Annotated in this window: 20 protein-coding genes, 2 tRNA genes and 3 rRNA genes; 14 read left to right on the top strand and 11 right to left on the bottom strand. The window is 62.3% G+C overall.

Annotated elements, in window-relative coordinates:
• Positions 1–117: 117 nt before the first annotated feature.
• The 3 genes from Bsp3421_RS24205 to Bsp3421_RS24195 form a co-directional block, all read right to left on the bottom strand.
• Positions 118–792, bottom strand: coding sequence for an energy-coupling factor ABC transporter permease (locus Bsp3421_RS24205; RefSeq protein ID WP_274004101.1), 675 nt, complete (start codon positions 790–792; stop codon positions 118–120).
• A 77-nt stretch (positions 793–869) separates the two neighbouring features.
• Complete coding sequence (locus Bsp3421_RS24200) at positions 870–1,700, bottom strand: response regulator transcription factor (protein WP_274004098.1); 831 nt, start codon at positions 1,698–1,700, stop codon at positions 870–872.
• A gap of 185 nt (positions 1,701–1,885) precedes the next feature.
• A complete protein-coding gene (locus tag Bsp3421_RS24195) occupies positions 1,886–3,103 on the bottom strand; it encodes a DUF2863 family protein (protein WP_274004095.1) in 1,218 nt (405 codons plus the stop codon).
• Between the two features lie 620 nt (positions 3,104–3,723).
• Between Bsp3421_RS24195 and Bsp3421_RS24190 the strand changes: the two genes are divergently transcribed.
• The 7 genes from Bsp3421_RS24190 to Bsp3421_RS24160 all read left to right on the top strand — a co-directional run bounded on the left by Bsp3421_RS24190 (position 3,724) and on the right by Bsp3421_RS24160 (position 10,038).
• Positions 3,724–5,257: ribosomal RNA gene (locus tag Bsp3421_RS24190) — 16S ribosomal RNA — on the top strand.
• A gap of 61 nt (positions 5,258–5,318) precedes the next feature.
• Positions 5,319–5,395, top strand: a tRNA-Ile gene (locus tag Bsp3421_RS24185).
• A gap of 79 nt (positions 5,396–5,474) precedes the next feature.
• Positions 5,475–5,550 (top strand) — tRNA-Ala (locus tag Bsp3421_RS24180).
• Between the two features lie 293 nt (positions 5,551–5,843).
• Positions 5,844–8,716, top strand: a 23S ribosomal RNA gene (locus tag Bsp3421_RS24175).
• Between the two features lie 184 nt (positions 8,717–8,900).
• Positions 8,901–9,014 (top strand): 5S ribosomal RNA (rrf, locus tag Bsp3421_RS24170).
• Together the 16S, 23S and 5S rRNA genes with 2 tRNA genes alongside form the textbook arrangement of a ribosomal RNA operon.
• Before the next feature lie 253 nt (positions 9,015–9,267).
• Positions 9,268–9,672 (top strand): Cu(I)-responsive transcriptional regulator, encoded by a 405-nt coding sequence (gene cueR, locus Bsp3421_RS24165; protein WP_274004092.1) that lies wholly within the window; start codon positions 9,268–9,270, stop codon positions 9,670–9,672.
• Positions 9,673–9,891: 219 nt separating this feature from the next.
• A complete protein-coding gene (locus Bsp3421_RS24160) occupies positions 9,892–10,038 on the top strand; it encodes a DUF3563 family protein (RefSeq protein ID WP_252988207.1) in 147 nt (48 codons plus the stop codon).
• A 506-nt stretch (positions 10,039–10,544) separates the two neighbouring features.
• Here the strand turns inward: Bsp3421_RS24160 and Bsp3421_RS24150 are convergent.
• Both Bsp3421_RS24150 and Bsp3421_RS24145 read right to left on the bottom strand, forming a co-directional pair.
• The gene (locus Bsp3421_RS24150) at positions 10,545–11,390 is read right to left on the bottom strand and encodes a 23S rRNA (adenine(2030)-N(6))-methyltransferase RlmJ (RefSeq protein ID WP_274004087.1); all 846 of its coding nucleotides are present in this window, start codon (positions 11,388–11,390) and stop codon (positions 10,545–10,547) included.
• Between the two features lie 129 nt (positions 11,391–11,519).
• Positions 11,520–12,491, bottom strand: coding sequence for a potassium channel beta subunit family protein (locus Bsp3421_RS24145; protein WP_274004085.1), 972 nt, complete (start codon positions 12,489–12,491; stop codon positions 11,520–11,522).
• A gap of 180 nt (positions 12,492–12,671) precedes the next feature.
• On the opposite strand from Bsp3421_RS24145, the gene Bsp3421_RS24140 reads away from it, so the two are divergent.
• A complete protein-coding gene (locus Bsp3421_RS24140) occupies positions 12,672–13,460 on the top strand; it encodes a 3-hydroxybutyrate dehydrogenase (RefSeq protein ID WP_274004084.1) in 789 nt (262 codons plus the stop codon).
• A 100-nt stretch (positions 13,461–13,560) separates the two neighbouring features.
• On the opposite strand, the gene Bsp3421_RS24135 is transcribed toward Bsp3421_RS24140, so the two are convergent.
• Positions 13,561–14,760, bottom strand: a complete 1,200-nt coding sequence (locus tag Bsp3421_RS24135) for an amino acid aminotransferase (protein ID WP_274004082.1) — start codon at positions 14,758–14,760, stop codon at positions 13,561–13,563.
• A 255-nt stretch (positions 14,761–15,015) separates the two neighbouring features.
• Here Bsp3421_RS24135 and uvrB point away from each other — a divergent pair, with 255 nt between their 5' ends.
• The 5 genes from uvrB (at position 15,016) to Bsp3421_RS24110 (ending at position 20,534) form a co-directional block, all read left to right on the top strand.
• The gene (uvrB, locus tag Bsp3421_RS24130) at positions 15,016–17,103 is read left to right on the top strand and encodes an excinuclease ABC subunit UvrB (RefSeq protein WP_274004080.1); all 2,088 of its coding nucleotides are present in this window, start codon (positions 15,016–15,018) and stop codon (positions 17,101–17,103) included.
• A gap of 197 nt (positions 17,104–17,300) precedes the next feature.
• Positions 17,301–17,852 carry an iron transporter gene (locus Bsp3421_RS24125; RefSeq protein WP_274004079.1) on the top strand — a complete coding sequence of 184 codons (552 nt, stop codon included), beginning with the start codon at positions 17,301–17,303 and terminating at the stop codon, positions 17,850–17,852.
• Positions 17,853–17,916: 64 nt separating this feature from the next.
• Positions 17,917–18,246: a cupredoxin domain-containing protein gene (locus tag Bsp3421_RS24120; protein WP_274004078.1), complete on the top strand. Its 330-nt coding sequence runs from the start codon at positions 17,917–17,919 to the stop codon at positions 18,244–18,246.
• Between the two features lie 51 nt (positions 18,247–18,297).
• Positions 18,298–19,140 carry an FTR1 family iron permease gene (locus Bsp3421_RS24115; protein ID WP_274004076.1) on the top strand — a complete coding sequence of 281 codons (843 nt, stop codon included), beginning with the start codon at positions 18,298–18,300 and terminating at the stop codon, positions 19,138–19,140.
• Positions 19,137–20,534 (top strand): 4Fe-4S binding protein, encoded by a 1,398-nt coding sequence (locus Bsp3421_RS24110; RefSeq protein ID WP_274004074.1) that lies wholly within the window; start codon positions 19,137–19,139, stop codon positions 20,532–20,534. The genes Bsp3421_RS24115 and Bsp3421_RS24110 overlap by 4 nt, the downstream gene beginning before the upstream one ends.
• A gap of 233 nt (positions 20,535–20,767) precedes the next feature.
• Here the strand turns inward: Bsp3421_RS24110 and hemP are convergent, their stop codons facing one another.
• The 3 genes from hemP to Bsp3421_RS24095 form a co-directional block, all read right to left on the bottom strand.
• Positions 20,768–21,019, bottom strand: a complete 252-nt coding sequence (gene hemP / locus Bsp3421_RS24105; RefSeq protein ID WP_274004073.1) for a hemin uptake protein HemP — start codon at positions 21,017–21,019, stop codon at positions 20,768–20,770.
• Positions 21,020–21,169: 150 nt separating this feature from the next.
• Positions 21,170–21,655 carry an SRPBCC family protein gene (locus tag Bsp3421_RS24100; RefSeq protein ID WP_274004071.1) on the bottom strand — a complete coding sequence of 162 codons (486 nt, stop codon included), beginning with the start codon at positions 21,653–21,655 and terminating at the stop codon, positions 21,170–21,172.
• Positions 21,656–21,753: 98 nt separating this feature from the next.
• A complete protein-coding gene (locus Bsp3421_RS24095; RefSeq protein WP_274004335.1) occupies positions 21,754–22,626 on the bottom strand; it encodes a pirin family protein in 873 nt (290 codons plus the stop codon).
• Positions 22,627–22,749: 123 nt separating this feature from the next.
• Between Bsp3421_RS24095 and Bsp3421_RS24090 the strand changes: the two genes are divergently transcribed.
• Positions 22,750–23,724, top strand: coding sequence for a LysR family transcriptional regulator (locus tag Bsp3421_RS24090; RefSeq protein WP_274004070.1), 975 nt, complete (start codon positions 22,750–22,752; stop codon positions 23,722–23,724).
• A gap of 345 nt (positions 23,725–24,069) precedes the next feature.
• Here Bsp3421_RS24090 and Bsp3421_RS24085 read toward each other — a convergent pair whose 3' ends face one another.
• Together Bsp3421_RS24085 and Bsp3421_RS24080 are read right to left on the bottom strand one after the other, a co-directional pair.
• A complete protein-coding gene (locus Bsp3421_RS24085; protein WP_274004069.1) occupies positions 24,070–24,489 on the bottom strand; it encodes an ExbD/TolR family protein in 420 nt (139 codons plus the stop codon).
• A 13-nt stretch (positions 24,490–24,502) separates the two neighbouring features.
• Positions 24,503–25,234, bottom strand: coding sequence for a MotA/TolQ/ExbB proton channel family protein (locus Bsp3421_RS24080; protein WP_274004066.1), 732 nt, complete (start codon positions 25,232–25,234; stop codon positions 24,503–24,505).
• Positions 25,235–25,269 lie beyond the last annotated feature (35 nt).

Raw genomic sequence — 25,269 nt, 5'->3', positions numbered from 1 at the left:
GAGACACCGGGCACGTAAGAGGTCCGATGTCGGGCAGGAGTTCAATCTTAGCGCAAAATTGTTGTGCGCCCTTAGGACGGATGCGCGTTTTGTCCGAGCGAGGTGCGGCGCCGGCACTCAGGCGCGGGGGCCGCCGAGGCGGTAGCGGCGCACGTCGAAGGTCGTGACCCAGGCCGGCTTGTAGACCGCGATGAGCGCGGTCGCCATGCCGGTGAACCACGCTTCGCCGAGCGCGAGCAGCAGGGTGTTGAGCGCGTATCCGGCCGGCAGCACGGCGGGGTCGCCGCCGACGAGCGCGATCTGCACGCCCGCCGCGGCGCCCGCGACCGCGCCGACCGCGATGAGTGGCGTGACGAAACCCTGGCCGATGATGAAGGCCGGCAGGTTGTGCGGCAGCCAGGCGATGGTGGCGCGCTGCAGCAGCGCGGAGACGGCGACGGGCAGGGCGCCGTACACGAGATAGGTCAGGCCGACGCCGGGCCAGGTCGTATCGAAGATGACGGCGGCGACGCCGGTGATGACGGCGGTGCCGACCAGCGCGAGGGTCCAGTCGAACAGGGTGACGAGCAGCGTGGCGCCGAGCAGATGCATGACGAGGCCGTCGTCGAGCCAGGCGTTGGACGCCCACAGCACGGCGATCGCGGTGACGAGCGCGAGCCAGACGTGTTGCAGCGTGGCGTCCTGCAGGCGCTTGAACGGGGCTCTCCACAGCGCGAGCGCGAGCAGAGCCACGGCGGCGATCCAGCCACCGACGGCGACCCAGAACGGAAGCGGCGTGTACAGGAAACCCATGTTTTTATATTACTCGTTGAATCTCAAAAATGGGAATGGATTCAGCGAGCGGCCCTGATTTTGCCGGCCGAGCGTTGCTAGCTGGGCTTGAAGGGCGCGCGTGGTTCGGCGGCCATCGGCTGGGGCGTGGTGTCGTCGTCGGCGGCGCGTGGGTACTTGCGCTGGGTGGCGAGGCGCAGCGGAACCGGACAGGGCGCGCCCAGCGCGGGTTTCGGTGCGCCGTGGCGGGCCGATAGCAATACTTCGAGATGCGGGGGCAGCCAGCCGTTGTAGATCGCGACCGCGGCGGCGCGATTGGTGGCGCCGAGCTGCTGGAAGATGCTGGCGAGGTGAATCTTGACCGTGCCTTCGCTGATGCCGAGCGTGCGCGCGATCATCTTGTTGGTGTTGCCCATGTGGACGAAGCGCATGATCTGCGCCTGCCGCGGAGAGAGCAGGCTGCGCGTGGCCTGCCGCTTGCGCGGCAGTTCGTCGATCAATTCCTGCACGTGCGCGTCGCGGCCGGCGGAGGGCGCGTTGGTCAGATCGAGTGCGCCGGGTGGGACATAGTGGCCGCCGAGCAGGACCATCTCGAGCGCGCGGATGATGAGATGCGGGCGCGTGGTGCGCGGAATCACGCCGAACACGCCGGCCTTGAACAGCGCCTGCGCCTGCTCGGGCGAGGCATCGTCGGTCAGCACCGCGACCGGGGCGGGGGCGCAGGCTTCGCACAGCTGGCTCAGGTCGCCGAGGCGCTTGATGTCGTGCCAGTCGACCGTGATGAGGTCGAAACTGTGGTGGGCGAGGAGCCGCCGAGCCTGGTGCCAGTCCTTTGCATCGTTGTAGCCGGCCTGCCGGGCGATCTGCTTGAGGAGGGTCTTGAGTCCGTCGCGCCGCTCGGCGTCGGCGTTGAGCACCAGGAATCGCATGTTCTGCCTCTATTGTCTGAGTAGGAGGAGCGTCGATCTGTCACGGATCCCATCATGACAAACTCCTTACGAAATGTCGGCCTGGCTAAAAGGCATAAGACAATTCGTACTCACAGAGAAGCAAAAAGCCGCGCCGCGGTATCGCGGGGCGGCTTTTTGCGGTGGCCGAGGCGGCGATCCGATGCTCAGTGGAAGTGCGGCTGGGCGGGCGAGGCGTCTTCGGGCATTTCAGCGTGCACGATCTCGCCGAGCGGGTCGGCGTAAAGCGGCACGCCGCAGTCGTCGCAGTACTCGGGCTCGAAGCGGCCGGCATGGCGTCGGATCTCGGTGACGCCGGCGTCCCGCAGCAGCGTCGCGATCTCCTCGAGCGGACCTTCGACGGGGGCGTCGGCGTCTACGGTCGCTTCGTCGATCGCGGCGTCGCCGTTCTCGCGGCCGTAGAGCGGCCAGACCACGCCATAGATCACGTCGTTGGCGCCGCGTCGGGTGAAGCCGACCCGGTACTCGTCGACACGCCGCTCGCCGAAGCCGGCGATCACTGCGCGCAGTTCTTGAGGCGCTGCGCCGATTGTGTCGAAAAGATAACGAATGGCGGTGCGCACGGTGTGGGGGCGGATGCGCTCGTCGGCGTCGCGGCAGGCCGAGTAGTAGGCGTCGGGCAGCAGGGATTCGAATTCGCAACCGGGCAGGGCGTTGGCCAGGTTGGCGCCGCCCTGGGCCGCCCATTGTTCAAGACATTGGCCACGTTCGATGCGCGCATTGCCGTCCTCTTCCTGCCAGCGGAACAACGGGGCGCCGGCGGGCGCCGCGACGACGGCGAGCAGAAAGCGCGGATCGGCAAGAATGGGCGAGGTTTCCGGCAGGTCGCCGTGGTTGAGCTTGACCGGATGTCCGCCGAGCGCGGCATGCGTGAGTTGCTGGGCCAGGCGGTAGGTCTCGACGTGATGGCGGGGCAATTGATCGATGCTGTACAGGAACGGCGCCATGGCGACCAGCGTGTCGCGTGCGAGGACGTGGGCTTGCAGGTGAGTGCGCAGCGCATCGGAGGCGTCGGCCTTGAGCGAGCCGGACGGAATCATGTAGCGGGTCCAGGCGAGCACGGGCACCGCGACGAGCAGTGCCTCATAGGGCTGGCCTTCGTGTTCGACCCGCAGCGATTCGCTGTGGGTCTCGGCCATGTCGGCGAGCGCGCCGTAGGCGTCGGGATGATTCTGCTGGAGATGGTCGAGTGCGGCGTCGAGCGTGGTCTGATTCCCATTGCGCACGATCTTCGCGAGCAGGGCATCGAGCTTGGTTTCCCAGAAGCGATCCTCGATGCGGCTGCCGGAGGCGAACAGCGCGAGCGACAGGCCGACGAGTTTGTCGGCATCGGGAGGGAGGCGTTTGGCGATTCGCTGGCGCATAGTTGGACGTGGTTGGATGCGGAGAACCCGTCATTCTAGTCCGATCCGCGCATATTAAGCGGCTTGGCGGCGCGGGCTTGTCAGCGTGTCGCCGGGAGGACCGCTATATAGAGCGATGCGCGGGTCGCGCGCTTCAGTTTTGCGACGTTTAAAAATCTTTCACGAAAGGGCTTGCGCGGCGGGAAAAGCGTGCCTACAATCACGCCTCTTTCGCGCTAACGGAAACGCAGCGCGAAGGAAGAGAAGCAAAGCCTGGCGCGGGTTTCAAGCGTGTTGGGCAAAGATGGTTGATCGATAGCAGGACGATCAGCGCGATGAAAAAAGTTGTTGACGCGCTGCTCTGAATTGATCATAATCTCACTTCTCTGCTGCTGAAAACGCAGCGCTGCTGAGAAGGTCGATAAGAAGTCCGGCCCGCCTCGCAGATGTGCTCTTTAAAAATTAACAGCCGATAAGTGTGGGCGCTTGATGGGATGCGAGTCTGATCTTCGGATCGGATCAAGCAAAAGTATCAAGAGTCTCACACTAAAGTAAGTCAGGTTTATGAAGCAATTCATATACCTGTCAGCTTTGAGTGAGCGACCGGTTTCTAACGAAACCGAAAAACAGTAACAGGTATTGAACTGAAGAGTTTGATCCTGGCTCAGATTGAACGCTGGCGGCATGCCTTACACATGCAAGTCGAACGGCAGCACGGGTGCTTGCACCTGGTGGCGAGTGGCGAACGGGTGAGTAATACATCGGAACATGTCCTGTAGTGGGGGATAGCCCGGCGAAAGCCGGATTAATACCGCATACGATCTACGGATGAAAGCGGGGGATCTTCGGACCTCGCGCTATAGGGTTGGCCGATGGCTGATTAGCTAGTTGGTGGGGTAAAGGCCTACCAAGGCGACGATCAGTAGCTGGTCTGAGAGGACGATCAGCCACACTGGGACTGAGACACGGCCCAGACTCCTACGGGAGGCAGCAGTGGGGAATTTTGGACAATGGGGGAAACCCTGATCCAGCAATGCCGCGTGTGTGAAGAAGGCCTTCGGGTTGTAAAGCACTTTTGTCCGGAAAGAAATCCTTTGGGCTAATACCCCGGGGGGATGACGGTACCGGAAGAATAAGCACCGGCTAACTACGTGCCAGCAGCCGCGGTAATACGTAGGGTGCGAGCGTTAATCGGAATTACTGGGCGTAAAGCGTGCGCAGGCGGTTTGTTAAGACAGATGTGAAATCCCCGGGCTTAACCTGGGAACTGCATTTGTGACTGGCAAGCTAGAGTATGGCAGAGGGGGGTAGAATTCCACGTGTAGCAGTGAAATGCGTAGAGATGTGGAGGAATACCGATGGCGAAGGCAGCCCCCTGGGCCAATACTGACGCTCATGCACGAAAGCGTGGGGAGCAAACAGGATTAGATACCCTGGTAGTCCACGCCCTAAACGATGTCAACTAGTTGTTGGGGATTCATTTCCTTAGTAACGTAGCTAACGCGTGAAGTTGACCGCCTGGGGAGTACGGTCGCAAGATTAAAACTCAAAGGAATTGACGGGGACCCGCACAAGCGGTGGATGATGTGGATTAATTCGATGCAACGCGAAAAAACCTTACCTACCCTTGACATGGTCGGAATCCTGAAGAGATTCGGGAGTGCTCGAAAGAGAACCGATACACAGGTGCTGCATGGCTGTCGTCAGCTCGTGTCGTGAGATGTTGGGTTAAGTCCCGCAACGAGCGCAACCCTTGTCCTTAGTTGCTACGCAAGAGCACTCTAAGGAGACTGCCGGTGACAAACCGGAGGAAGGTGGGGATGACGTCAAGTCCTCATGGCCCTTATGGGTAGGGCTTCACACGTCATACAATGGTCGGAACAGAGGGTTGCCAACCCGCGAGGGGGAGCTAATCCCAGAAAACCGATCGTAGTCCGGATTGCACTCTGCAACTCGAGTGCATGAAGCTGGAATCGCTAGTAATCGCGGATCAGCATGCCGCGGTGAATACGTTCCCGGGTCTTGTACACACCGCCCGTCACACCATGGGAGTGGGTTTTACCAGAAGTGGCTAGTCTAACCGCAAGGAGGACGGTCACCACGGTAGGATTCATGACTGGGGTGAAGTCGTAACAAGGTAGCCGTATCGGAAGGTGCGGCTGGATCACCTCCTTTCTCGAGCTTCGCACAAAGTTGAGCGCTCACGCTTATCGGCTGTTTATCAAGACAGACTCAGGGGTCTGTAGCTCAGTCGGTTAGAGCACCGTCTTGATAAGGCGGGGGTCGTTGGTTCGAATCCAACCAGACCCACCAAGTTGTCTGACGTGTGATGGTTCAGTGCTTCGGTACTGTGCCGCTAACCGCGGGCAGAAACCTGAGGAAGTCTCTGTATGGGGGCATAGCTCAGCTGGGAGAGCACCTGCTTTGCAAGCAGGGGGTCGTCGGTTCGATCCCGTCTGCCTCCACCAATCTTCAATGACAAGCGTTCGACGTGATCGAACTTTTGTCATTGGCGATTGAGCCAGTCAGAGTGATATGAGTAATACCATATCGGCTGTCGTTCTTTAACAATCTGGAAGAAGTAAGTAATTTGGATAGCGGAAGCGTCTTGAGATGGACGTGAAAACTATCCGGGTTGTGATTGTATCGATGTATCTCAAGATGATTCGAACTTCATGTTCGGCTCAATTGGAATACGGCACAACGCGAGAACTCAACCTGTAACGGCTGTAAGTCGAAAGACGAGACAGACTCGTTATAGGGTCAAGCGAATAAGTGCATGTGGTGGATGCCTTGGCGATCACAGGCGATGAAGGACGCGGTAGCCTGCGAAAAGCTACGGGGAGCTGGCAAACAAGCATTGATCCGTAGATGTCCGAATGGGGAAACCCACTCCTTCTGGAGTATCCATAGCTGAATACATAGGCTATGTGAAGCGAACGCGGTGAACTGAAACATCTAAGTAACCGCAGGAAAAGAAATCAACCGAGATTCCCAAAGTAGTGGCGAGCGAAATGGGATCAGCCTGTACTCTTTATTTTTGTTGTTAGTCGAACGCTCTGGAAAGTGCGGCCATAGCAGGTGATAGCCCTGTAGACGAAAACAGCGAGAAAGAACTAAGTGTACGAAAAGTAGGGCGGGACACGTGAAATCCTGTCTGAAGATGGGGGGGGACCATCCTCCAAGGCTAAATACTCGTGATCGACCGATAGTGAACCAGTACCGTGAGGGAAAGGCGAAAAGAACCCCGGGAGGGGAGTGAAATAGATCCTGAAACCGCATGCATACAAACAGTCGGAGCCTGGAAACGGGTGACGGCGTACCTTTTGTATAATGGGTCAGCGACTTACGTTCAGTAGCAAGCTTAACCGTATAGGGCAGGCGTAGCGAAAGCGAGTCCGAATAGGGCGTTCAGTTGCTGGGCGTAGACCCGAAACCAAGTGATCTATCCATGGCCAGGATGAAGGTGCGGTAACACGTACTGGAGGTCCGAACCCACTAACGTTGAAAAGTTAGGGGATGAGCTGTGGATAGGGGTGAAAGGCTAAACAAACTTGGAAATAGCTGGTTCTCTCCGAAAACTATTTAGGTAGTGCCTCGTGTCTCACCTTCGGGGGTAGAGCACTGTCATGGTTGGGGGGTCTATTGCAGATTACCCCGCCATAGCAAACTCCGAATACCGAAGAGTGCAATCACGGGAGACAGACATCGGGTGCTAACGTCCGGTGTCAAGAGGGGAAACAACCCAGACCGCCAGCTAAGGTCCCCAAATATAGCTAAGTGGGAAACGAAGTGGGAAGGCTAAAACAGTCAGGAGGTTAGAAGCAGCCACCCTTTAAAGAAAGCGTAATAGCTCACTGATCGAGTCGTCCTGCGCGGAAGATGTAACGGGGCTAAGCTATATACCGAAGCTGCGGATGCACACTAGTTGTGCATGGTAGGAGAGCGTTCCGTAAGCCTGCGAAGGTGCGTTGAAAAGCGTGCTGGAGGTATCGGAAGTGCGAATGCTGACATGAGTAGCGATAAAGGGGGTGAAAGGCCCCCTCGCCGTAAGCCCAAGGTTTCCTACGCAACGTTCATCGGCGTAGGGTGAGTCGGCCCCTAAGGCGAGGCAGAAATGCGTAGCTGATGGGAAGCAGGTCAATATTCCTGCACCATTGTTAAATGCGATGGGGGGACGGATCGCGGAAGGTTGTCCGGGTGTTGGAAGTCCCGGTCGCTGCATTGGAGAAGGCACTTAGGCAAATCCGGGTGCAGAATTCAAGGGTGTGGCGCGAGCTTCTTAGGAAGCGAAGCAATTGGAAGTGGTTCCAAGAAAAGCCTCTAAGCTTCAGTTTAACAATGACCGTACCGCAAACCGACACAGGTGGGCGAGATGAGTATTCTAAGGCGCTTGAGAGAACTCGGGAGAAGGAACTCGGCAAATTGGTACCGTAACTTCGGGATAAGGTACGCCCTTGTAGCTTGATGCCCTGCGCAAAGGGTGAAGGGTTGCAATAAACTGGTGGCTGCGACTGTTTAATAAAAACACAGCACTCTGCAAACACGAAAGTGGACGTATAGGGTGTGACGCCTGCCCGGTGCCGGAAGATTAAATGATGGGGTGCAAGCTCTTGATTGAAGTCCCGGTAAACGGCGGCCGTAACTATAACGGTCCTAAGGTAGCGAAATTCCTTGTCGGGTAAGTTCCGACCTGCACGAATGGCGTAACGATGGCCACACTGTCTCCTCCGAGACTCAGCGAAGTTGAAGTGTTTGTGATGATGCAATCTACCCGCGGCTAGACGGAAAGACCCCATGAACCTTTACTGTAGCTTTGCATTGGACTTTGAACCGATCTGTGTAGGATAGGTGGGAGGCTATGAAACCGGAACGCTAGTTTCGGTGGAGCCGTCCTGAAATACCACCCTGGTTTGTTTGAGGTTCTAACCTTGGTCCGTGATCCGGATCGGGGACAGTGCATGGTAGGCAGTTTGACTGGGGCGGTCTCCTCCCAAAGCGTAACGGAGGAGTACGAAGGTACGCTAGGTACGGTCGGAAATCGTGCTGATAGTGCAATGGCATAAGCGTGCTTAACTGCGAGACCGACAAGTCGAGCAGGTGCGAAAGCAGGTCATAGTGATCCGGTGGTTCTGTATGGAAGGGCCATCGCTCAACGGATAAAAGGTACTCTGGGGATAACAGGCTGATACCGCCCAAGAGTTCATATCGACGGCGGTGTTTGGCACCTCGATGTCGGCTCATCTCATCCTGGGGCTGTAGCCGGTCCCAAGGGTATGGCTGTTCGCCATTTAAAGAGGTACGTGAGCTGGGTTTAAAACGTCGTGAGACAGTTTGGTCCCTATCTGCCGTGGGCGTTGGATATTTGAAGGGGGCTGCTCCTAGTACGAGAGGACCGGAGTGGACGAACCTCTGGTGTACCGGTTGTCACGCCAGTGGCATCGCCGGGTAGCTATGTTCGGAAGAGATAACCGCTGAAAGCATCTAAGCGGGAAACTCGCCTTGAGATGAGATATCCCTGGAGGCTTGACCTCCTTGAAGGGTCGTTCGAGACCAGGACGTTGATAGGTCAGGTGTGTAAGCGCAGTAATGCGTTCAGCTAACTGATACTAATTGCCCGTAAGGCTTGATCCTATAACAAGTCTGTCTCGATGCACGTCAGCGCTTCAGCGCAGACGGACATCGAGCGTCGAGTGCAAGGCACTCGACGTACGACGGTTGAAGTACCGCGTACGTGTGAGATACAACCTCACAACCCCAAAATTACTGCTTCTTCCCGGATTGGTCGCGTTGCGAAGCAGCGCGACAACCCTCTTTGCCTGATGACCATAGCGAGTCGGTCCCACCCCTTCCCATCCCGAACAGGACCGTGAAACGACTCTACGCCGATGATAGTGCGGATTGCCCGTGTGAAAGTAGGTAATCGTCAGGCTCCCTCTGCCAAAACCCCCGCCCATCCGGCGGGGGTTTTGCTTTTTGCGCGCCAGAATTCTCCCGGTTCCCCACAGACACCGTCCGACCCGGATCAGGACCGGGCGATGAATCGCGGGCGACGTCCGGTTCGTTGCGCGCGCAGCCATGAAGCAGCGCTTCCTCAGTTAACTGCACGAAGACTTGCGCTTCCATTGAGCCATGTCGTCTCTCCGAACGAGCTAAGATCTCACCATAGTGGATTGGGAGGCAGTGTGAACATTGGAGCAGCGGCGCGCGCCTCGGGCGTCAGCGCGAAGATGATCCGATACTACGAAAGCGTGGGTTTGCTGAGCGCGAGCAAGCGAACCGATGCCGGTTACCGGGTCTACCAGGACGACGACGTTCATTTGCTGCGGTTCATTCGCCAGGCCCGCAGGCTGGGTTTTGCGGTCGACGACATCCGTAAGTTGCTGGCGCTTTGGCAGGACCGCTCAAGGGCAAGCGCGGAAGTGAAGGCGATCGCGCTCGAGCACGTGGCGGAATTGAACAGCCGTATCGCCGAGTTGACGGACATGAGGAACACCCTCGCGAACCTCGCCGCGCATTGCCACGGGGATGAGCGTCCCGATTGTCCGATCCTGGAAGGTTTGGCGACGTGCTGTGATGCACCGAAATAGTGCACCCCAACGCCGTGACAGAACGCCGCGAACATGAGGATTGTGCTGAAGAATCAATCGTTTATGCCTGGAACACGGCATGTATTCCAAAATGGAATGGTCGGCATTCGAGCATTTCACTGGCAAGTTGGTGCATTGTGGCTATAATGGGGTTAACCCTATACGGGATATCCCTGACGCCGATTCACCAGGGATCTTTATCTTCCTTGGAGAGCCATCATGTTTGCATACGTCATCGAGAAGCTGAGCACCTGGTTTGAAACCGCAGAACGCACCCGCCGCGAAGCCTACCTGGCATCGTCGAGCGACATCGTTCAGCTCGAGCAGCGCATCCGCGCGCTGGAAACCAACGGCTACTCGCTGTAAGCCTCGGTTTCGCTGCAGTATCGCGCCCGTTCCGGCGCAATGACAATCAAGCCCCGTATCGTCGGGGCTTTGTCTTTTTGTCCACGGAATGACTGGCGCGTCGCGGACAGCGGCGCTATGGTGGCGTATCTGCTACCTCAGTCGGAAGACTTCGCGTGACATGCGACTACCTCAAAGCCTCGTCCGCCTCGTAACCTGCGGGTTTGGCGTCTTGCTCTCGGGCGCGTTCCTGTCGGCTCGCGCAGAGCCGTCCCGGCCGCCGCTGGTGCTCGATACCCAGGCCGGCATACACGACGGCAAGAGCGGAATCGTGTTGCAGAACGCGCCACTGTCGCGCGCGCCGATTGCGACGCCTGCTCAGATGACCGCCCCTGCGGAATTGGCGCCCAACTCCGTCATGCCCGTGATCGTGGCGCCCTATGTCCAGGTCCCGGCATGGAACGGCGCCCAGCCGCAGCCCCAACTCCCACCGAGGCAGCCGCGCCAGTGAGGCGCGGCATTCGGCGTCAGCTGCTCCGATGCTCGATCGAAAAGCTTGCGCCGTCGTCCTGGCCCAGCGCCTCGACGAGATAGGGAAGGGCTTCCCGCATTGAATCCACCAGCGTGTAAGGCGGATTCAGAATGAACATGCCGCTGCCGAACAGCCCATAACCGTCCGTCGGCGGCCGACTCACGGTCAGCGTCAGGTGCAGCCAGTTGTTCGGTTGCAGGCGCTTCAGGTGATCAGGGAATTTCTGCGACTCGGGGCGGCTCACCTGCGGATACCACACGGCATAGCATCCGGTCGCAAAGCGCTTGAGTGCTTCTTCGACGCAGCTCAGCGCGCGCGCATAATCGCGCTTGTCCTCGTAGGACGGATCGATGAGCACCAGCGCGCGCCGCGGCGGCGGCGGCAGCAGCGCCTTGATTCCTTCGAAACCATCCCCCGCATAGATCATCGCGCGCCGGCCGGCATCACGGAAATTGTGGCGCAGCACATCGATTTCCGTCGTGTGCAGTTCGAACAGCCGCATGCGGTCCTGTTCGCGCATCAGGCGCCATGCGAGATAGGGCGAGCCGGGGTAGTAGCGCAGCGTGCCGTCGTCGTTCAGCGCGTGGACTTCGTCGAGGTAGTCGCCGAGCGCGGCCGGCAGATCATCCGCGTCCCACAGCTTGCCGATGCCGGTGCCGGATTCAGCGGTTTTCGCCGCGTAGCCGTCCAACAGGGAGTAAACGCCGGCGCCCGCGTGCGTGTCGATGTACCAATACGACTTGTCCTTGCGGTTCAGGTAATGCAACAGTTGGACGACGACGGCGTGCTTGAGCACATCCGCATGGTTGCCGGCGTGAAAGGCGTGACGATAACTGAGCATGGCGAACAGGCAAACGGAGCGAAACGTGGAAGGGCCGAACGTCCCGCGCGACACCGCGCAACAGGATGCGGAGGTGGGCAGGCCGGCCGAAGCGGTCGCGTATTGTACGCGACGCCGCGGCGACTGCTGTCATTGATACGCATCGCCGACGATATCCTCGATTCGCTGCTTGATCTCCGGCGTGAGTCGCGTCGCGATGTCGGCGGCCCGCATGTTCTCCACGATCTGCTCGATGCGCGACGCGCCCGTGATCACGGTGCTGACCCGCGGATTTTTCAACACCCAGGCGATCGCGAGCTGGCCGATGCTGCAATCGAGTTCCGCCGCGACGTGGCCGAGCTTGTCGACGATGCTGTTCTTCGCCGCGTCGGTCAGCTGCTCGCGCAGCCAGTCGTAACCCTGCACGCGCGCCCGGCTGCCTTCGGGCACGCCGTGTCGATATTTGCCGGTCAGCAGCCCGGACGCGAGCGGGCTCCAGGTGGTAAGCCCGATCCCGAGGTCCTCGTAGAGCCGACGGTACTCCTGCTCGACGCGGCGGCGGTGGAACAGGTTGTATTGCGGTTGCTCCATCACCGGCTTATGCAGATGATGGCGCTCGGCGATGTCGCAGGCGGTCCGGATCTCGTCCGCGCTCCACTCCGAGGTGCCCCAGTAGAGCGCCTTGCCGCGCGCGATCATGTCGCTCATGGCCCACACGGTTTCCTCGATCGGCGTGTAGGGATCGGGCCGGTGGCAGAACACGAGATCCACGTGGTCGAGCTGCAGGCGTTGCAGCGACGCGTCGATCGCGTGCAGCAGGTATTTGCGGTTCAGCGTGTGGTATTGATTCGGCGCCTCGGTCAGGCCCCAGAAGAACTTGGTCGATACGACGTAGCTGAGGCGCGGCCAGCCCAGCGATTTCAGCGCATGGCCCATGATCTCCTCGGATTTGCCGCCGGCGTACACCTCTGCGTTGTCGAAGAAGTTGACGCCGGCGTCGCGCGCTGCAGCCAGCGATTCGCGGGCTGCGCGGCGATCCACCTGGTTGCCGTACGTGACCCACGATCCGATCGACAGCTCGCTGACCTGTAGGCCGGAACGTCCCAGTCTGCGGTAGTTCATGGCGCCTCCCGTATGCGTGACCGCTGACAAGCTTAGCCTGTTTGGCCATTGCGCGCGGTCTGATCATGCACAATAGCGGCGTTGTCCGCGCGCGGGCGTGCCGGATTGCCGGTACGTGCCGAGTGGCCCGGCCCGCGCCGCACATGATGCTTTCATTCACCTGATTGAGGAGACGTGGGAATGGCTTCGAGTTTGGCTGGCAAGACGGCGGTCGTGACGGGCGCGGCGAGCGGGATCGGCAAGGAGATCGCGCTGGAACTGGCGAAGGCGGGCGCGGCGGTGGCGATCGCGGACCTGAACCAGGACGGCGCGAACGCGGTGGCGGAACAGATCAGGCAGGCGGGCGGCAAGGCGATCGGCGTCGCGATGGACGTGACCAGCGAGGAAGCGGTCAACAGCGGGATCGACAAGGTGGCGGCGGCCTTCGGCACGATCGACATCCTGGTGTCGAACGCGGGCATCCAGATCGTGAATCCGATCGAGAACTATGCGTTCTCGGACTGGAAGAAGATGCAGGCGATCCACGTCGACGGCGCGTTCCTGACGACCAAGGCGGCGCTCAAGTACATGTACAAGGACGATCGCGGCGGCGTGGTGATCTACATGGGCTCGGTGCACTCGCACGAGGCGTCGCCGCTGAAGTCGGCCTATGTGACGGCGAAGCACGGGCTGCTGGGCCTCGCGCGCGTGCTGGCCAAGGAAGGCGCGAAGCACAACGTGCGCTCGCATGTGGTGTGTCCGGGCTTCGTGCGCACGCCGCTCGTCGACAAGCAGATTCCGGAGCAGGCGAAGGAACTCGGCATCAGCGAAGACGACGTGATCAAGCATGTGATGCTCGGCAACACGGTGGACGGCGTGTTCACCACGGTCGAGGACGTCGCGCAGACGGTGCTGTTCCTGTCCGCGTTCCCGAGCGCCGCGCTGACCGGCCAGTCGTTCATCGTCAGCCACGGATGGTTCATGCAGTGACGTCGGCGGACGCGGCCTTCTTGGCCGGCGTCGCCGCCCGGAATAAAAAAACGCGCTCCGTGGAGCGCGTTTTTTCTTGAGCCGGGCGGCGTGCGCGAACTTACTTCAGCACGGCGGCCACGGCGTTCGCGACGGCGTCGAGGTTGCGGGTATTGAGCGCCGCGACACAGATGCGGCCGGTGCCGACCGCATAGATGCCGAACTCCTCGCGCAGGCGGTCGACCTGGGCCGACGTGAGGCCCGAGTACGAGAACATCCCGCGCTGGGCGTTGATGAAGCTGAAGTCACGGTCGACGCCGCTCGTCTTCAGGCGTTCGACGAGGCCGTTGCGCATCGCGCGGATGCGATCGCGCATCTCGCCCAGCTCCTGCACCCATGCGGCGTGCAGTTCCGGCGACGCGAGCACGGCCGCGACGATCGCGCCGCCGTGGGTCGGCGGGTTCGAGTAGTTGGTGCGGATCACGCGCTTGAGCTGCGACAGCACGCGGGCGGCCTCGTCCTTGCTCGACGTGATGATCGACAGCGCGCCCACGCGCTCGCCGTACAGCGAGAACGACTTCGAGAACGACGACGACACGAACACGTTCAGTTCCGCAGCGGCGAACAGGCGCACGGCTGCCGCGTCCGCCTCGATGCTTTCGCCGAAGCCCTGGTAGGCGATGTCGAGGAACGGCACCAGATTGTGCGCCTTGACGGTCGCGACGATCTGCGCCCATTGCGCGTCGGTCAGGTCGACGCCCGTCGGGTTGTGGCAGCACGCATGCAGCACGACGATCGTGCCCGGCGCATAGCTTTCGAGCGCGGCCAGCATGCCGTCGAAATTCACGCCGTTGGTCTGCGCGTCATAGTACGGATAGGCGACGACGTCGAAGCCGGCCGTTTCGAACAGCGCGCGGTGGTTTTCCCAGCTCGGATCGCTGATCGCGACCTTCGCGTTCGGGTTCAGCGTGCGCAGGAAGTCCGCGCCGATCTTGAGCGCGCCCGTGCCGCCCAGCGCCTGGGCGGTGACGACCCGGCCCGCCGCGATCAGCGGCGAATCGTTGCCGAGCAGGAGCTTCTGCACGGCGGCGTCGTAGGCGGCGATGCCGTCGATCGGCAGATAGCCGCGCGGCAGGCCCGCTTCGACCCGCACCTTCTCCGCGTCGCGGACCGCGCGCAGCAGCGGAATCTTGCCGTCTTCGTTCGTGTACACGCCGACGCCCAGGTTGACCTTGGTCGGGCGCGGATCGGCGTTGAAGGCTTCGTTCAGACCCAGGATCGGGTCGCGAGGGGCGAGTTCGACAGCGGAGAAGAGCGACATGATGGTTCGGCAGCAGTTGAGAAAGAGGGTCAGGCCATTGGGCCCGGCGGCTTGCATGGGCGGCGTGACGCGCGACGGCGGCACGCGGGGCAAAGCGCGACAGCCGTCTATTGTAGCGAATTCGCCGCGCGTTTTCGGCCGATGTCGCAGCGGCGTGCCGGGTTTTTGCACGCGGCGCGCGGCAGGAGGCGACAGCAGCCCGGCCGGCGGCGACGCGCTAGAATAGTCCTTTGCCTCCGCAGCGATCCGCACCCCATGGCTGAACATCATTCCGATACGCAAGAGGCGCTCGACGAATCGAAATTCGTGACGTTCGAGGGCTCCCCGTTCCAGCTCTACCAGCCGTACCCGCCCGCCGGCGACCAGCCGACCGCGATCGAGACGCTGGTGGAAGGCGTCGAGGACGGTCTGTCGTTCCAGACGCTGCTCGGCGTAACCGGCTCGGGCAAGACCTTCACGATGGCGAACACGATCGCGCGGCTCGGCCGCCCGGCGATCGTGTTCGCCCCGAACAAGACGCTGGCCGCGCAGCTGTACGCGGAATTCCGCGAGTTCTTTCCGCGTAATGCGGTCGAGTATTTCGTCTCGTACTACGACTACTACCAGCCGGAAGCGTACGTACCGCAGCGCGACCTGTTCATCGAGAAGGATTCGTCGATCAACGAGCACATCGAGCAGATGCGGCTGTCGGCGACGAAGAGCCTGATGGAGCGCCGCGACGTGGTGATCGTCGCGACGGTGTCGGCGATCTACGGTATCGGCAATCCGTCCGAGTATCACCAGATGATTCTCACGCTGCGCACGGGCGACAAGCTCGGCCAGCGCGACGTGATCGCGCGCCTGATCGCGATGCAGTACAACCGCAACGAGGCCGACTTCCAGCGCGGCGCGTTCCGGGTGCGCGGCGACACGATCGACATCTTCCCGGCCGAGCACGCGGAAATGGCGGTGCGGGTCGAGCTGTTCGACGACGAGGTCGAGTCGCTGCAGCTGTTCGATCCGCTGACAGGCCGGGTGCGGCAGAAGATCCCGCGTTTCACCGTCTATCCGTCGTCGCACTACGTGACGCCGCGCGACACCGTGATGCGCGCGGTCGAGACGATCAAGGACGAATTGCGCGAGCGGCTCGAGTTTTTCCACCGCGAAGGCAAGCTCGTCGAGGCACAGCGGCTCGAGCAGCGCACCCGCTTCGATCTGGAGATGCTGCACGAGCTGGGCTTCTGCAAGGGCATCGAGAACTACTCGCGGCACTTCTCCGGCGCCGCGGCGGGCGAGCCGCCGCCGACCCTCGTCGATTACCTGCCGTCCGACGCGCTGATGCTGCTCGACGAATCGCACGTGCTGATCGGCCAGCTGAACGGCATGTATAACGGCGACCGCGCGCGCAAGGAGAATCTGGTCGACTACGGCTTCCGGCTGCCGTCCGCGCTCGACAACCGGCCGCTCAAGTTTCCGGAGTTCGAGCGCAAGATGCGCCAGGTCGTGTTCGTGTCCGCGACGCCCGCCGACTACGAGCTGCGGGTGACGGGGCAGGTGGCCGAGCAGGTGGTGCGGCCGACGGGGCTCGTCGATCCGGAGATCGAGGTGCGCCCCGCGAGCAGCCAGGTCGACGACGTGCTCACCGAGATCAACGCGCGGGTCAAGGCCGGCGAACGGGTGCTGATCACGGTGCTGACCAAGCGGATGGCCGAGCAGCTGACTGAATTCCTCGCCGACCACGGCGTGAAGGTGCGCTACCTGCACAGCGACATCGACACGGTCGAGCGCGTCGAGATCATCCGCGACCTGCGGCTCGGCACCTTCGATGTGCTGGTCGGGATCAACCTGCTGCGCGAGGGCCTCGACATTCCCGAGGTGTCGCTCGTCGCGATCCTCGACGCCGACAAGGAAGGTTTCCTGCGCGCCGAGCGTTCGCTGATCCAGACCATCGGCCGCGCGGCTCGTAACGTCAACGGCAAGGCGCTGCTCTACGCGGACCGCATCACCGACTCGATGCGTCGCGCGATCGACGAGACCGAGCGCCGGCGCGCGAAGCAGGTGGCGTTCAACGAAAAGATGGGCATCACGCCGCGCGGCGTGCAAAAGCGCATCAAGGACATCATCGACGGCGTTTACAACGTCGACGACGCGCGCGCGGAGCTGAAGGAGGCGCAGCAGCGCGCGAAATTCGAGGACATGTCGGAAAAGCAGATCGCGAAGGAGATCAAGCGGCTCGAGAAGCAGATGGCCGATTTCGCGAAGAACCTCGAGTTCGAGAAGGCCGCCCAGACGCGCGACCAGCTCGCGCTGCTGCGCGAACGCGTGTTCGGCGCGAATGTCGGCGACCACGTGAGCGGCGCCTGACCCCGCGCCGATGCATCGGGCTCCTGATCCAGCAAGGGTTTGGTGCGCGGGCCGGTTTGTTCCGGTTCAGGATCGGTGCTAAACTCCGCAATTATTGAGAATAGTTCGCATTAACGTTCTTTCTCGCATCAGGGACCGCCGACGGGCCGCGCTTGGGGCCGTCGGGTGTGGTCGGACGATAAAAACAAGGAGTGTCAATGTTGGGTTCTTCCTTCATCCGCAACGGGATTGCGGTAGCGGCGGCGCTGGCCGCGATGTCGGCCACGGCTGCCGAGTATCCGATCGGCAAGCATCAGATCCAGGGCGGCATGGAGATCGGCGCGGTTTATCTGCAGCCGATCACGATGGAGCCGGAAGGGATGATGCGCAAGGCATCGGATTCGGACATCCACCTCGAGGCCGACATCCACGCGGTCAAGAACAATCCGACCGGGTTCGCCGAAGGCGACTGGATGCCATACCTGCAAGTGACCTACAAGCTCACGAAGCAGGGCGACGCGAAGTGGAAGTCGGAAGGCGACCTGATGGGCATGGTCGCGAGCGACGGCCCGCACTACGGCGACAACGTGAAGCTGAACGGTCCGGGCAAGTACCACCTGACGCTCGTCGTGAAGCCGCCGATGCAGACGGGCCACATGGCGTTCGGCCGCCACGTCGACAAGGAAACCGGCGTGGGCCCGTGGTTCAAGCCGATCACGCTCGACTACGATTTCCCGTTCGCGGGCATCGGCAAGAAAGGCGGATATTGATCCGCGGGATCTGCAGCAGTCGGACAGCGCGCGTATAGCGCGCTTGTCTTTTTTGAGAAACACAATGACATTCCCCAGAATATTCGCGTTCGCCGCCGCCGTGCTCGTCGCGGGCGCCGCGCATGCGGTCGACCTGCCGACCTTCAAGCTCGAGATGGCCGACGGCAAGCTCAATCCGGCCCGCATCGAAGTGCCGGCCGGCCAGCGCATCAAGATAGAAATCCGCAATACCGGCAAGGGCGCAGTCGAATTCGAGAGCGTGCAGCTGCGCAAGGAGAAGGTGCTCGCGCCGGGCTCCGAGTCGTTCGTCGTGATCGCCCCGCTGTCGCCGGGCGAGTACAAGTTCTTTGACGATTTCCACCAGCAGGCGCAGGGCGTCATCGTCGCGAAGTAAGGGATTTCGCACCGGCGGCGCTTGCCGCGCGAGCGGTGCCAGGAGGGATAGATGGGTCAGATCTTGTTCATAGTCTGGCGGGAGAGCGTCGAGGCGCTGCTCGTCGTCGGCATTCTTTACGCATGGCTCAATAACGGCGACGCCGATGCACGGCGCGGCCTGCCGTATCTGTGGGCCGGGGTGGGCGCGGGCCTGTTGATGGCGGTCGCGCTCGGCGCCGCGCTGGTCGGCTTCACCGAGGTGTTGTCCGGCGACGCGCAGGACTATTTCCAGACGGCGATGGTGCTGGTCGCCTGCGTGCTGATCGTGCAGATGGTGCTGTGGATGCGCCAGCACGGCCGCACGCTCAAGCGCGACATGGAGCAATCGCTGCAGAAGAGCACGCAGGGTTCGAACTGGTGGGGCGTCGCGGTGCTGGTCGCGCTGGCGATCGCGCGCGAGGGCAGCGAAACCGTGATCTTCCTGTACGGGCTCGGCTTCGGCCAGTCCGGGCATGTCGACGGCGCGCAGATGCTCGCGGTACTCATCGGCCTCGGCCTCGCGTTCCTCACGTTCTATCTGCTGCAACTCGGCGGCAAGTATTTCTCGTGGCGGCATTTCTTCCGCGTGACCGAGATCATGCTGCTGTTCCTCGGCGCCGGCCTGTTCCAGACCGGGGTCGACAAGCTGATCGACAAGGAGATCCTGCCGCTCGGCATCGCGCAGCTGTGGGACAGCTCCGCGCTGCTCGATGATTCGAGCACCTTCGGCTCGCTCGTCGCGACGCTGACCGGCTATCGCGCGCACCCGGCGCTCATGAACCTGGTTGCGTACGCCGCGTATTGGCTCGTCGTCTATCTGCTGCTGAAGCGCGCGACACGGCGTCCGGTCGCGACGGCGGGGCGCGCTGCATGAGCGCGGTCGCCGGCGGCCGCATCGGCCGCATCGCGGCGGCCGGCCAATGGATGCAGCGCCATGGCGCTTTGATCCGCGGCATCCAGTGGGTCGTGGTCGCGGTCTATGCGTTCCTGATCCTCGTGCCCGCGTTCACGCCGCTGCCCGACGACACCGCGCATCTGTGGAGCAATTTCACGCTGGCCGCGCAGTTCCTGTTCTGGGGAATCTGGTGGCCGTTCGTGCTGCTGTCGATGGTGATGCTCGGGCGCGTGTGGTGCGGCGTGCTGTGTCCTGAGGGCGCGCTCGCGGAGTTCGCGAGCCGCTTCGGTCGCGGCCGCGCGATTCCGCGCTGGATGCGTTGGGGCGGCTGGCCGTTCGTTGCGTTCGGGATCACGACGATCTATGGCCAGATGGTGAGCGTCTACCAATACCCGCGCGCCGTGCTGCTGGTGCTCGGCGGCTCGACCGCCGCGGCGATGGTGATCGGTCTGCTGTACGGGCGCGAGAAGCGGGTCTGGTGCAAGTACCTGTGCCCCGTCAACGGGGTGTTCTCGCTGCTCGCGCGACTCGCGCCGCTGCGCTACAAGGTCGACGAGGAAGCATGGCGACGTTCGTACCGGCAGGGCGAGCATGGGCACCGCGTGATTCCGATCAACTGTGCACCGCTCGTGCCCTTGCGCAACATGAAGGGCGCGGCGGACTGCCATATGTGCGGCCGCTGCGCCGGCCATCGCGATGCGATCGCGCTGACGGCGCGCTCGCCGTCGGAAGAGGTCGTCGCGCTCGGCGACAAGCACGCGAGCGGCTGGGATACCGCGCTGATCCTGTACGGGTTGCTCGGCGTCGCGATCGGCGCGTTCCACTGGACCGTGAGCCCGTGGTTCGTGCAGATCAAGCAGGCGCTCGCCGGCTGGCTGATCGACCACGACATCCTCTGGCCGCTCGAGACCAATGCGCCGTGGTTCCTGCTCACGCATTATCCCGACCGCAACGACGTGTTCTCGTGGCTCGACGGGGCGCTCGTCGTCAGCTATATCGTCGGCACGGGACTGATCTACGGGAGTGTGCTGCTGGTGCTGCTCAGCGGCGCGGTCATGATGCTCGGCCGTTTCGAGCGCGTGCGGCTCCATCATCTCGCGCAGGGGCTGATTCCGATCGCGGGCGCGGGCGTGTTTCTCGGCTTGTCCGCGACGACGCTGTCGCTGCTGCGCGCGGAGCACGTGCCGCTCGGCTGGGCGACCGATGTGCGATTGGCGATCCTGATCGGCGCGAACCTGTGGAGCGCGTGGCTCGCGTTCAAGGTCACGGGCCGCTATGCAGGCTGGCCGCGCCGCGTGCTCGCGATGGGCTGGGTGGCCGCGGCGCTCGCCGTGATCGACAGTGCGTGGTGGCTGATGTTCTGGGGATTCTGAGCCGGGTGGAAGGACGTGTCGGCGGCAGGAAAGCCGGCGATAAAAAAGCGGCGCGTTCATCGAACGCGCCGCTTTTGCTTTCACGGGTGAGAACCAAAAAAAGTGGCTTGGCTTGCTGTAACGGCTGCTTGAATGTGTTTGCACGAAGGGGTCTAGATCTCGCGTGCAAGCCGCTACGGCTGGCTAATGCCCAACACCCCTCTAGGAGGTGGTCCCCACAATACTCGGTACGACTACTTCGTCAAAATCAGCTTGCCCAGGCGGGTGGCGCGGAGCTGGTAAGTCTCGCCGTTGTGCGCGATGCTCACGTGCGTCTGGCCCTGGAGCAGCGCCTCGCTCTTGACGACGCGCTGGCCGGCATCCGCGCCGGCGGGTTTCGCGGCATTCGCTGGCGTGGTAACCGCCGCCACTTTCGTCCGGCCACCGGTTGCGGTGCCGCCAGTGCGGCGCAGGGTGAGCGTGGAAGAGCGCATAAGTTCGGTCATTCGGTCAGTGATGTTTGGCGATACGATGGAATGAAGTCTAAATGATAACCATTCCCATTTACAACATCTCATTATTGATCGAACAAGCGAAGTCGATAGCCAACGTCAAAATCCAGGCTGGAGCGCCGCGGGGGCGCCCCGCATGACGGCTCAGTGCAGCGGATCGGGATCCTTGCGCCCCTGCGCGTATTCGCGGATCAGCCTGACCGTGTCGATGTCGGACGCGCGATAGGCCTCCTTGACGATCTCCTGGGTCTGGCGTGCGTCCTCGCTGTCGTCGCCGACGGGCAGCGTGGTCCGGTATTCGAAGCGCAGGAACAGTTGCGCCGCTTCCGGCTCTTCGATCGTCATCGTCAGTGAGCCGCCGATCTCGCCGTGCGCGGCGTGGATGTCATAGCGGACCTGCTCGTCCGGCGTGAAGGTCACGCGATCGAGGATCGTCGCGTTGCCGAAGTGCAGCTCGCGCTCGAGCAGGGTGTCCGTGCGCTCGCGCATGACGCAGCGGTCGAGGCCGATCACGAAGAGTTGCGGCTGCTCGGCGCGCAACACGAGGCCTTCCCACAGCTGGGCGCGGGTCAGGGTGGGCAGGGTCGGGTTGCTGGGGTCGTTGATCTGGATCAGGTGTTCGAAATTCAAGGCGGCAGGTTCCTTCTGTCGTACGGCGCCACAGGCGCGAGCAGGTATTGTGACGCAATTCGGATGCGCGGGCGGCGCGTCCCGATGACCGCCGCGCATCAGGCGGGAATGCGCCCCATGCGGCCGCTCTGGAAGTCGACGACCGCCTGGCGGATCTCGTCCTCGGTATTCATCACGAACGGACCGTAGCGGACGATCGGCTCGTTGAGCGGCTGGCCGCCGATCAGCAGCAGATCGAGCGGCGCGTCGCCCGCGGCGAAGGCGACGGTGTCGCCGTCGTCGCCGTAGACGACCATGTGGCGCGCATCGATCGCTTGCCGTTGCGCGCCGTAGAACCCGTCGCCGTCGAACGGGTAGGCGAACATGCGAAAGCCGGCCGGCACAGGATGCTCGACCTCGGCGCCCGGTTGCAGCGTGAAGTGCTGATACAGGATCGGCGTGCGCGTCTCGATATGGGCGCGTACGCCGAACGCTTCGCCCGCGATCACGTTCACGCGCGCTCGACCGTCGGGCGACGTGGCGCTCGGCAGACGCGCCGCGCCGATCTCCTGATAGCGCGGCGCGATCATCTTGTCGCGCCGCGGCAGGTTCACCCACAGCTGGAAGCCGTGCGAGCGGCCGCCCGTGTGCGCGAAGCCGGGATCGGGCATCTCGCTGTGAACGACGCCCGCGCCCGCCGTCATCCATTGCACGTCGCCGGGACCGAGCGTGCCCGCGTGGCCGGCCGAGTCGCGATGGCGGAACCGGCCGTCGAGTACGTAGGTGACGGTCTCGAACCCGCGATGAGGATGATCGGGCGCGCCCTTGGCCTCGCCGGGCGCGTAGTTGACGGGGCCCATTTCATCGAGCAGCAGGAATGGATCGAAGTCCATCAACAGGCGGGTCGGGAATGGACGATGGACGATGAAACCACCGCCTTCGGTCGTGCGCAGCGATGGGTATGTGCGTGTGATGGAACGGCTGGATGACATGGGCAGGCCCTTCGGAATGGGGGGAATCGCTTTATTTTCGATACATGAAGCTATTATATGGAGCGATTTGCAGAGAAAAGCCGGGCGATCCGCAATGGATCGTTCTGGAATTGGAACGATGAGATGACTATCGACGCACACAACCTGAACGACCTGATGTACTTCTCGCAGGTCGTCGAGCATGGCGGCTTTTCCGCCGCGGAGCGCGTGCTCGGTATCTCGAAGTCGCGCCTGTCGCGTCGCCTGACCGAACTGGAGGCGGCGCTCGGCGTGCGTCTGCTGCAGCGTTCGACGCGCAAGCTCGCGCTGACGGAGGCCGGGCAGCTGTTCTATCAGCATTGCCAGGCCATGCTCGCGGAGGCGCAGGCCGCGATGAACGCGGTGCAGCAGCTGCGTACGTCGCCGCGCGGCACGGTGCGCGTGAGCGTGCCGGTGACGGTGTCGCAGACCATGCTGTCGAACCTGCTGCCGGAATTCCTTCATCGTTATCCGGAAGTGCGGATGCAGATTCGCGTGACGAATCGCGTGATCGATCTGTTCGAGGATTCGATCGACGTCGCCTTGCGCGTGCGCTCCGAGCCGCCCTCCAGCGCGAATATCGTCGTGCGTCCGCTGTTTCGCACCGAGCAGATGCTGGTCGGCGCGCCGAGCCTGTTGAGCCAGCATGCGCCGCCGTTGACGCCCGACGATCTGGCTGGTTTCGCGACGCTCGATACGCCGTCGGGTGACGGCCGTCACGTGTTTTCGCTGATCGCGCCCGATGGGACGCGGCATACGCACGAGCATGAGCCGCGCCTCGTCACTGCGGATCTGATGACGATACGCGAGGCGGTGCTCGACGGGGTCGGAATCGCCGCGCTGCCGGAAATGATGTACGGCAACGCGCTGCGCGCGGGGCAGTTGTCGCCGGTGATGCCGGGCTGGACCTTGCCTGCGCCGCAATTATCCGCGGTGTTCGTGTCGCGGCAGGGGATGCCGCCCGCGGTGCGCGCCTTCGTCGACTTCCTGGTCGAGAAGCTCGACAACGAGCATTACGCGCAGCCCGGCTGCCCGGAGCGCGGCGCGAAGGACGGCATGCCGAAGATGCTGCCCACCTGACGGCGATCCTTGTGTGTGCGAAGCATCGGTTTTTTCATTCAAGCGTCGCGCGCGATCGGTAGTTTCAATCGGGGTTTGCTTGAATGCGTGCGCGTGTCGACCTATATTGGAATCCCACTTCGCGAAGGATGCTCTGAGCGAAAACCGGTGGCCGCATATGTTGCGAGCCAGATAGGGCAGAACGCGCAGTCCGTGAGATCACGGCGAGTCGCATTGCGTTGCTCCAGGCGCCAATTGATGCCGCCGAAGAGCCCGCCGCCCGAAGGCGCCCGCGTGCGCATCAAAAAAGGCCTTCATCTGGCGATGAAGGCCTTTTACTTTGTCGAGCGCGTGATGCGTGATGCGTTACTTCGACTTCGGCTCGGTGACGAAGCCCAGCTTCGTGAGGCCGCCGGCCTGCGCGGCCGACATCACTTCCGCCACGTGCTCGTAGGCGACCTTGCGATCCGCGCGCAGATGCAGCTCCGGCTGCGGCGTGGCTTGCGCCGCCTGCGCGATGCGCGTCTGCAGATCTTCCGCGGTGACCGGGTGGTCGTCCCACAGCACGGTGCCGTCGCCTTCGATCGCGACGTTGATGGTCTGCGGCTTCACTTCGACCGGCTGGCTGCTCGCACGCGGCAGATCGATCTTCACCGCGTGGTGCATCGCCGGGATCGTGACCAGGAAAATGATCAGGAGCACCAACATCACGTCGACGAGCGGCGTCATGTTGATCTCGTTCATCAGGCCTTCTTCTTCTTCATCGAAGGTGGAATTCATTGCCATGACGGATCCTCGATCAGTTCGCGCGGGTGGCGAGGCGCAGGCCGTCGCGCTGGGACGACGACGCGAGGCGCGCGCCCGTCACGAAGTACGCGTGCAGGCCGTGCGCGAAGCGGCGCAGCTTGCTCACGATGTCCTTGTTCGCGCGCGTGAGCGCGTTGTAGCCGAGCACGGCGGGGATCGCGACGAACAGGCCGAACGCGGTCATGATCAGCGATTCGCCGACCGGGCCGGCGACCTGATCGATCGAGGTCTGGCCCGTCGCGCCGATCACGAGCAGCGCGTGATAGATGCCCCACACGGTGCCGAACAGGCCGACGAACGGTGCGGTGCTGCCGATCGACGCGAGAATCGCGAGGCCGCTCTGCATCCGCGCGACGCCGTCGTCCATCGTGTCCTTCAGGCAGCGCGTGACCCAGTCGGATACGTCCATGCGGTCGTGCAGGTGCGGCTGGGTCTGGTGGTGGTGGTCCGCGGCTTCCTTGCCCGACAGTGCGAGCGCGAGGAACGGGTTGTCCTGCGGCGTCGACGACGAGACGCCGAGCTTCTGCACGCCGTCATCGAAATCGTCCGAATGCCAGAAGGCTTGTTCGGCGTTGCGGGTCAGGCGCTTCAGGCGGAAGACGTTCCAGCCCTTGATGACGATCACCAACCACGACAGGATGGACATCACGAGCAGCGTGATCGCGATGAAGCGCGTCACGAAGTCACCTTGCGCCCAGACGTGCGCGATACCGTAGCTTTGCATGTGTGTTCCTTTTCTTGAATCTTTTTGGGTGTAGC

The sequence above is a fragment of the Burkholderia sp. FERM BP-3421 genome, assembly GCF_028657905.1.
GTDB lineage: Bacteria > Pseudomonadota > Gammaproteobacteria > Burkholderiales > Burkholderiaceae > Burkholderia.
The sequence above is the reverse complement of the archived record's forward strand: the minus strand, read 5'-3'. Positions and strand labels throughout refer to the sequence as shown.